Raw genomic sequence first — 8668 nt, forward strand, 5'->3', positions numbered from 1 at the left:
CTTCAGTACCGGCCGGACACCCTCGACGGCTTCATAGCCGGAACCGGCCTGGACCTCGACGAACCAGCGTCACCCTGACAAGCCGACGTCAGTAAGCCACTTCTACCGCCGGTGAACCGGCCCGGACTGCCGAGGCCGTGGCTTTGACCCCACCTCGCGTCAGTCGGATGCCTGTAGTTCTGCCCGTCCCAGCGTGTCGGCGAGGGGAGTGCCCTTTCGTGCTGCTGCGATTCGGCGCGCGCAGGTGAGCTCGGGTACGGGGACGGAACTTGGCCTCCTAGCCGCAGCCGCACGGTTCTCGGCCCTCGTAACGCAGTCCGGCTTTGAGAACCGCAGCCACGGCCGGACGGCGCCCCGCAACTCGGACACGGCATCAGTTCCTCTGGCGTCTGAGCTCGCACCACAATCCGCTCGCCCTCGTCAGCTACGTCCTCATTGACCAGCGGCGACAGTCCTGAAAACACCGCAGCTACAAGCACGTTGACGTTCCGCGTGTCGCGTCAGCGACGGATCGACACGCTCCGTCACCAGCGAATGTGAGACAGAGCCGTTCATTGGACAGCCCCCGCCAGTGATGTCGCGGCCGGGGTAGTGATCGGTGCCGGTTCTGCCGATGGTTCAGGGATGTTCCCCGCACCCTTGAGAGGGGTGCGGGGAAGACTCGGAGATCATCCTCGCGGCTCAGATGATGCGGTAGGGGCCCCAGCCGGTGCCGGCCTGGTAGCGGGTGGCGAGGGCTTCCATTCCGGGCTTTCCGGTGCCGGGGTAGACCCACAAGGTGCCGTCGGATGCCTGACGGGTCAGTACATCGGTGAGCCCGTCGTCGTTGAAGTCCCCGGTGCGGGTGACGTTCTGGGTCTGCCAGCTCCTGCCGACCTGGTAGCGGGTGGCGAGGGCTTCCATTCCGGGCTTTCCGGTGCCGGGGTAGACCCACAAGGTGCCGTCGGATGCCTGACGGGTCAGTACATCGGTGAGCCCGTCGTTGTTGAGGTCTCCGGTGGTGATGACGTTCTGGGTCTGCCAGCTCCTGCCGACCTGGTAGCGGGTGGCGAGGGCTTCCATTCCGGGCTTTCCGGTGCCGGGGTAGACCCACAAGGTGCCGTCGGATGCCTGACGGGAGAGGAGGTCACCGATGCCGTCGTTGTTGAGGTCTCCGATAGTAATGGAGTCCTGGCTCTGCCAGCTGGTGCCGGCCTGGAAGCGGGTGCCGAGGGTGCTGCCGTTCGCCTTTCCGGTGCCGGGGTAGATCCACAGAATGCCGTCGTCCTTGACGGCCGCGAGGTCGGCCTTGCCGTCACCGGTGAGGTCATCCGGGTTGCGGGAGGTGGCGTGATCGACCCAGTCGCTGATGTCATCAACACGGGTGTCGATGGCGCCAGTACGCGTTTCGGCGGGATCGTTGCCGAGGCATCCGCCTTGCCAGGAACGGGAGTTGATGGCGACAAGTTCCGTGATGCCGTTGACGGTGCGCAGGGCGGGACCGCCGGCGTCGCCCTTGCAGACGGTAGCGGTGTCGGAGCCGTTGAGGTCCACTGTCGTGTCCGTGGTGGAGGCGACGGTGAATGTGCCGGTGTGGAGCTTGTCGGGCACCCATTCGGTCTTGGTACGTCCGAATCCGGCGTTCACCAGCTCCTCACCCGCAGCAGCGGGCGTGGTCGCCAACCTGACGGGCGGGATACTCGGATCGGTGATTTTGGCGGCGAGTTTGACGAGCACCAGATCCCGGTCGGCATGTGGGACGAGCCGGATGGCCGACAGGACGCTGCCGCTGGTCTGGGTCAGGTCGGTGCGGCCGATGGTGACGGTGGTGGTGATGAAGGGTTTGCCTGCGGGGGGTTTGCCGTCAGCGGCGAAGCAGGTGGCTGCGGTCAGGACCCACTGCGGGTCGATGAGGCTGCCGGTGCAGGCGGTCTGTTCACCGACGTTGATTTTCGCGACGTAGTTCAGCTGTGCCGGGGCGTCGGCTCCGTCGAGTGCAGTGGCGGGGCCGGTCAAGGCCGCGGCCGGAATAGCGCTGAGCACGCCGAGAGCCGCGAACAGGCCAGCAGCCAACGCGGAGAGACGGCGGCGTCTGGAGAGGTACATAAACATGGATTCCTAGGCAGGAGGGCCGCGCGTCCTGTGGGCACTGGACTGCGCAGCGGCGAGTATGTTGGCTTTAACCTGCGGTTACTTGGAGGACCTGATCTCGACGAGCAGGTGATCGCAGCTCTCTGGGTCCGCGGCCTCACCCACTCGTCGCAGTACGGCCACGGCTCGTCGGCGGGCCACATGAGCGAGCCGCCGACGGAGCTGTCGTGCGCGGTGGGCGACCCGGGCCGCGGGTGCAGCCGGGTCGCCGTGCGTGCCAGCGGGGCCGGCTGTGCGAAGAGCGCGGTCACGTCGAAAGGCCGCGGCGAGGTGGTGCGGCGCATGCTGGTTCCCGATGGTGTGTGCTGGTGGAGATCAGTTTCCGAGATTGAGTAGGCCGGTGTCGACCAGGGTGATGTGGACGTGGGGAAACTTCAGCATCGAAGCGACGTGGTGCATGCCGGTACACAGCTTCATGCGGCCTGCACCGTGCTCAGTTCCCGGTCGGTGACTGGGGTGGGACCGGACCCTCACCCGCGTAGGTGTGGCCGCGCGGGGCCGACGGTACGTCGTCTTCGGAGAGGGTCAGGCTGGGCCAGGGGCCGGCGAGCGCGGCGTCGTCCAGGGTGATGCCGAGGTGATCGAGTACGAGGGCCACCACTGGTGCCATCCCGACGTCCTCGCCCTCGTGGGCGGCGAGTGCCGTTTCAACCCTGTCCCACCAGGGCCCGCTGTGCTCCGTGCCCGGCATGCCCGGCTCGAAGTTCTCGACACACTCGCCGTTGCGCCAGTACTGGAAGACGTTGAGGCCCTCGGTGGTCAGCACGCTGTACGTTTCGGTGCCCCGGGACAGTGCCGCGAGCGGTTCGGCCCAGGAGCCGATGACGCCGTCCTCCTCGATGCAGAAGGTCCAGTCGCCGAGCCTGCCGGACCGCAGCAGCGAGACCGCCCCGTCGGCGAAGTGACCCGTGGGCAGTTCCGATGCCTGGTCCGCGTCGAGGAGACGGGAGCGGGACGGGTCGGCCCCGTACCGGGTGAGCACCTTCTCGGCGGTCAGATCCCGGGTGAAGGTGACGCACATCCAGGCCGTCGCCCAGTCGAGCGAGGGCGCGTCCGCGTCTGCTGCCATGTTCTGCCTCCGTGATTCGTGCAGCTGTGTGCCGCCGGTCTCCGCACCGCCCGTGATGCGCGGTGCGGTGAACGGATCATGATGCTTGTTCAGGCCGTGAACTCGATACGAAAGGGGTCGTTGTCTATCAGGCGCTGGTATTTGCGCAGTGAGCCGAGTACACCGCCCGCCGAGCTGTTGGCCCGCTGGGTGATGTGCAGCCGCAGGCAGGTCTCGGTGCTCGTGGTCGGACGGGTCGGCCAGGTCGCTGGGGCGGACCAGACGTCGTTCACGACCTGCGGGGTCAGCTCGGCGCACAGGCTTCCGTCCTGGCCACCCTCCTTGGTGCTGGCCATCGGGAACTCGTCGCAACTGTCGGCGCCGCGCGTGCCCGGGTACAGGTTGGTGAAGGGCGTGCAGGTCGCGGCGCGGTTGGTGTTTGCCTGCACTTGGTTGACCGCGTGCAGGATGTCGGTGCCCCGGCGCTGCATGATCTCTTCGTAGATGGGCACGACGATCCCGTACTTCTCGTGCGAGCGGGAGTAGCTCAGTACCGGAGGGTCGTCGGTGGGGATGACGCAGCCGCGCAGCCGGGGCTGCTCCTTGTCGCAGCGGATCTCACCGTTGGCGGGGCTGGACCAAGAGGCGTTCGGGTCAATAGGGGTGGTGCCCGGCATCGTCACGTACATCGCGTAACTGGTCCGGAAGGAGGAGCGGGTCGTGTCGGCGGCGAAGGCGTCGCCGCTGTACTTGGTGGAACCCGAGATCTCCTGCTCCGGCACCAGGGTGGTAGCGAACCAGGGCTGCTGGGTTACCGTCTTGCAGCCGGCTCCGCAGCTGACCTTCATGCGTACCGTGAGGCTCTTCACGTCACCGGAGACGCGGGCCAGCCTGGCGGTGATCGTCTCCTTGAGGTCGAGAGACTTGTAGGAGGTGGCGAGGGTGGAGTTCACCTCGATCTCGCCGGTGCCGATGGGGACATTCTGCTGGTTGTAGAGCGTGTACTTGACGACGACGCCGCGCAGGCACATGCCACCGGTGCGCTTCCAGGTCCACTGGCCCGGGTTGGTGAGTGCGCAGGAGGGTGCGGGCGGCTCGGGATCATCGGCGTCCGGCTCGAACTCCGTGCTGATGCCGTCGCCGGACGGGTCGTCGGCGGCAGCGGCGGTGATGTCCAAGGCAGTCGGGGCGGGTGCGGCGGGCTGGCGGCTCGAGGCGTCGCTCTTCGCGGCGGACGCGGGCTGCACTCGTGTGCACGCCTTGACCGCGCCGCCCGCGTCCGCACGGTCCTCGGCGGGAATCGGGGTGCAGGTGGTGCCGGCAGTGAAGGGGGTGCTCTGCGTGGGTGTTTCGTCGGCGCCGTCGGCGGGTGTCGCCGTGCCGGTGACGGCGGTGTGGGCCGGTGTGGCCTGGCTGATGCTGGCTCCGGTGGTGCCGGTCGCGGTGACGGCGAGGAGGGCTGCAACCAGCAACGCTGGTCTGGACGGTCTTCTCACAGTGTGTCTCCTACTTCGGGCTTTGCAATGCTCAGGGAGAGGGATTCGAGGAGCGCGTCAGGCGACAGGTCGACGAGGCTCGTGGTGATGCCGCCTTGCCTCGGCAACTCCCGTGGTCCTGTCGACGACGGGCTTGCCGCCGAGGGCCTTGTCGGCTGCGCCAAGCCACTTCGTCTGGCCGCAGGTGACCAGGCGCGGGCCGGTGCCGACGGCGGAGGTGAAGGACTCGTCAGCTGACCAAGTCGTAAAGACTCCTGGTGATGGCGGAGGCCCCGTCCTCGACAACGCCCGCGATCTTGCCCACGACGGGCTTGACGAGAGTGCTGGCGGGCTTTGCGGCTGCGCCCAGCCCCTTAGCCATGCCGAAGGTGACCAGGCTCAGGCTGGTGCCAGCGGCGGACCACCAGAACTCGCTACTGTTGAAGCCGTGTTCGATGCCGGTGAAGACAGTGCTGATGGCGCTCGCCTCCACGGCCACACCAGCGAAGAAGCCGGCTGCGGCGAAGGCCGGCGGGAAGACGAAGCCGGCGAGAGTGCAGCCGGCGGCCAGGAAGCCGGCGCCGATGCTGACCGCGTTGGCTGCGTCGGCGTAGAACTGGGCGTCGTTCCACCACTCGTCCGAGTCGCCGGAATCCTTGGTGCCGTTGGGGTTGACCTGGTCGTTCTTGTTGCTGTCGGCGGGGTCCCGCCTGGCGGCGCGGGCGGCGGCGGCATCATCGGCGGCGGCCTTGGCGGCGGCGGCCACCTCGGCCTGGTGCTTCTGGGCGGCGATTCGCTTGGCGTCGGAGTACGCGGCTGCGGCTTCCTTCGCGTCGGCCTGCGCGGCAAGCTTGGCGGCACGGGCGGCGGCGGCCGAAGCCTGGGCGTCGGCGGAGGACTTGAGGGCGGAACGCGCCGAGTCAATCGCCTTGTTGGCCGAGTAGTTGGCCGTGCGGGCAGCGCCGCGGGCGGTCGCAGCAGCCGCCTTCGCAGTGTTGGCGGAGGCCTGGGCATCGGCGGCCGACTTGTCGGCGGCGTCCGCGTTCGCGCGCGCTTCGTCCGCGTAATCGTCGGCCTTGGCGGCCGAGGCGATCGCCTTGTCCGCCCACTCCTGGGCCTTGGCAGCGTTGTTACGGGCTTCGTAGGAGGCCTTGGTCGCCAGCGCGGCGTCCCGCTGCGCCTTCTCGGCGATCTTCGCCGCTGCCGCGATGGCACCGCGGATCGCGGCGACATGGGTGGCGGTGTCGAAGTCCAGCTGGGCCGTACGGAACTGCACCAGGCTGATGAAGTTGCGGAGCATCCACGCCGGGCCTTCGAGGGCGACCTCGGCGTACGCCTTGGTGAAGGCGCCGCCGACGGCGATCAGATGGCTAGCGCGGACCCTGTCGTCCTCCTCGACCGCCAGAGGGTAGTCGTGGTCGAAGAAGTAATTGAGTGAATCGGTGGTGTTGGTGTCGAGTGCTTTGTTGGCGGCGGCGGTGACGGCCTTGCCCGCACCCTCGGCGATGATCTTGTTGATCGCGACCCGCAGCTCCTCGTCGGAAGCCTTCTTCATGCCGCTGGTGAGGAAGTCGCCGACCGCCTTGGAGTCGGAACTCTCCAGGGCGAGCTGGGCGGCCTCAGCGATCTTCGGTGCGGCGATCGTCGCCACATGGAGGGTGGTCTCGCGGTCGTCCTGACCTTGGGCGAGGGCCCGGTCGAGGTCGATCCAGGCGAAGACATCGTCGTCGGAGCCGGCGAGAGCGTGCTGGGCAGCCTGCCGGGTCCAGGCACCCCTGGCGACGATCAGGGCGATCGCGGCTTTGCGACCCTCGGTCGCGGCGACCGCCAGGTCACCGCCGTACAGGGCCTGTTCGGCCTTGGCGATCTGGTCCTTGGTCTCCTGGGTGGTGCGCTCCGCGAGGAGCCGCTTGCCGCGAACGTCGGACAGCTCGGTCGTCTCGATGGAGGCGAGTTGCTGCGCCTCCTCGATCGCCTGCTGCTTGTCCTGTTCCAGGGTCTGGGCCTCGGCGGCGCGCGCGTTCTTCTCCACCTCGATGGCGTCGGAGACGGCCTTGGTGGCGACGTTCGCGGCCTTCAAAGCCTCATCGGAGTGCTTGGTCGACCTGTTGGCGTAGTCGATGGCCTGGCCTGCGTACTTCACGGCTTCCAAGGCGGCGGCTGCCGCGTCGTCGGCGTGGCCGGCCGCGGCGTTGGCGGCGGCGCTGGCCGTGCGGGCCGCGGCGGCGGCCGCGCTCGCCAGGGCCTGGGCGGTGGAGGCCGCGTTGGTGGCACGGTTGGCGGCGCTGGTGGCGATGGCGGCCTGGCGCTTGGCGTCGTCGGCCTCCGACTTGGCGGCACCGGCCGCGACGGCGGCCTGGGCGGCAGCAACGGCGGCGGCGGCCGCATTGCGTGCGGCCGAAGCGGCGGCTTTGCCGGCGGTCGTCGCCTGTTCGCCGGCGATGGCGGCCTTGTCGGCGGCCTTGGCGGCGCTACGGGCCTTGGTGGCCGCGTTCTTGGCGGCGGCCGCGGCGTTCTTGGCTTCCTCCGTCTTGTTCGCATCCTTGGAGGCGGCTATCGCGGCGTTGTAGGCGCGGGCCGCGGCGCTGCCCGCCTTCGAGGCGGCCTGTGCGGCGCCGACGGCTGCCCAGGAGGCACGGCGGGATGCCTGCACCGCCGCATTGGAGGCGTTGATGGCATTGCGTGCGGCATCCGCCGCGCCCTTCGCCGCGCTCGCCGCCTTACGGGCCGCGGACGCCGACTTCTGCACATCGCTCTGAGCGGCGGACGCCTCGGCGGCGGCCTTCTCGGCGGCCCCTTTGGCCTCCCCGGCGGCCTTCTCGGCGCGGGCCGAGGCCTCCACTGCCAGATTGGTCTCGCGCTCGGCGCGCTTGCCCTCGCGCTCGACGACGGCCACCAGCTCCTCGATGGTCGCCGACTCCTGGTCACGGGCGCGCGCGATGTGCTGGCCGGTCTCGATGAACCACTCCACATCGGCCGCAGTGCCGCTGAGCGCACGGTCCGCGTACTTCTGCACCTCGGGGCCGGCGGTTATCAGCATGGCACTGACCTGGACCCGGGTGTCCTCCAGGCGCGCGTCGTACTGCTTGTCGGTGAGGAAGGCGGTGAGCGCCGGCGTGGTGGCGGTGTTGAGGGCGGTGTTGGCGTTGCGCACCACCGCCTTGTCGCCGGTGGCTAAGACGGTGGTGGTGGCGACCTGGAGGTCTTCGAGGATGGCCGGTTTGAAGCCGTCCTTCAGGAACGCGGCGATCGCGGCGTCGCCGTTCTCGAGGGCGGCGACGGCCTCCCGGCGCAGGCCCTTGCCCGCACGGTCCAGGCTGCCCAGGATCGCGACCCGGTTGTCCTCCACGGTCTGCTTCGGCAGCGTCTCGGCGAGGAAGGTCTGGATGTCAGCGTCCGACCCGTAGAGGGCCACGGCGGCGGCGGTCTTGACGCCCTTGCCGCCGGTCAGCCACGCCCTGACGACCTTGGCGCGCTCGGTGTCCGGCAGCGGCACCGGTTCGGGCGCGGTGCCTTCGGCGGCAGCGGCGGTGGCCGGCATCAAGACCGAAGGAATGGCTGCGGTGGCGGTCGCGGCGGCGAGCGCACCGAGCACGCGGCGCCTGCTCCAGAAAGTGCTCTGCATAGGGTAGTTGTCCTCGTGTGAGTGGTAGGTGAGGAGTGTCGTATTCCTGTAGGCCGGGGACGAATTCACCCCCGGCGCGCACCGAAGGTGCGCTGGATCGCTGACCAGCAGGCGTCAAAGATCAAATGTGGTTGAGATACGGCTTCTTACAGGTAGCTTCGGTTGAGGCTCCGGCGAGAGGTCTCGCCGGAGCCTCGTGGCAGAGGGCCGTCAGACCCAGTCGTCGCCCGGGGCGATCTGGAAGTACGTGCCGGTGTTGGTGCGCGTGGCGACCTTGCCGTCACTGCTGTGCACGATCAGGTCGGCTTTGCCGTCAGCACTGATGTCGGCGAAGTACAGACGGCCCTGGCCGGCCTGGCCCAGGTAGTTGGACCAACCTGCGCTCCAGTC

General features: G+C 68.7%; 4 protein-coding genes and 1 pseudogene. All 5 read right to left on the reverse strand.

Features of this window, described 5'->3' with window-relative positions; genetic code table 11:
- Window positions 1-681 precede the first annotated feature (681 nt).
- Window positions 682-2085 (reverse strand): trypsin-like serine protease, encoded by a 1404-nt coding sequence (locus tag ABZT03_RS37820; RefSeq protein WP_356047858.1) that lies wholly within the window; start codon window positions 2083-2085, stop codon window positions 682-684.
- 478 nt (window positions 2086-2563) lie between these two features.
- Window positions 2564-3199 (reverse strand): DUF6461 domain-containing protein, encoded by a 636-nt coding sequence (locus tag ABZT03_RS37825; protein ID WP_356047859.1) that lies wholly within the window; start codon window positions 3197-3199, stop codon window positions 2564-2566.
- Window positions 3200-3288: 89 nt separating this feature from the next.
- A complete protein-coding gene (locus tag ABZT03_RS37830) occupies window positions 3289-4650 on the reverse strand; it encodes a hypothetical protein (protein ID WP_356047861.1) in 1362 nt (453 codons plus the stop codon).
- Between the two features lie 253 nt (window positions 4651-4903).
- Window positions 4904-8278: a hypothetical protein gene (locus tag ABZT03_RS37835; protein WP_356047863.1), complete on the reverse strand. Its 3375-nt coding sequence runs from the start codon at window positions 8276-8278 to the stop codon at window positions 4904-4906.
- A 210-nt stretch (window positions 8279-8488) separates the two neighbouring features.
- A pseudogene (locus tag ABZT03_RS37840) lies at window positions 8489-8668 on the reverse strand (hypothetical protein); the annotation flags it as partial.

Source organism: Streptomyces sp. NPDC005574 (genome assembly GCF_040605435.1).
In the GTDB taxonomy this organism is placed as follows: Bacteria; Actinomycetota; Actinomycetes; order Streptomycetales; family Streptomycetaceae; genus Streptomyces.

What these genes read in the sequence shown, in the direction of transcription:
- ABZT03_RS37820 (WP_356047858.1), bottom strand. Translation starts at nt 2,085, where the DNA reads ATGTACCTCTCCAGACGCCGCCGTCTCTCCGCGTTGGCTGCTGGCCTG.
- ABZT03_RS37825 (WP_356047859.1), bottom strand. Translation starts at nt 3,199, where the DNA reads ATGGCAGCAGACGCGGACGCGCCCTCGCTCGACTGGGCGACGGCCTGG.
- ABZT03_RS37835 (WP_356047863.1), bottom strand. Translation starts at nt 8,278, where the DNA reads ATGCAGAGCACTTTCTGGAGCAGGCGCCGCGTGCTCGGTGCGCTCGCC.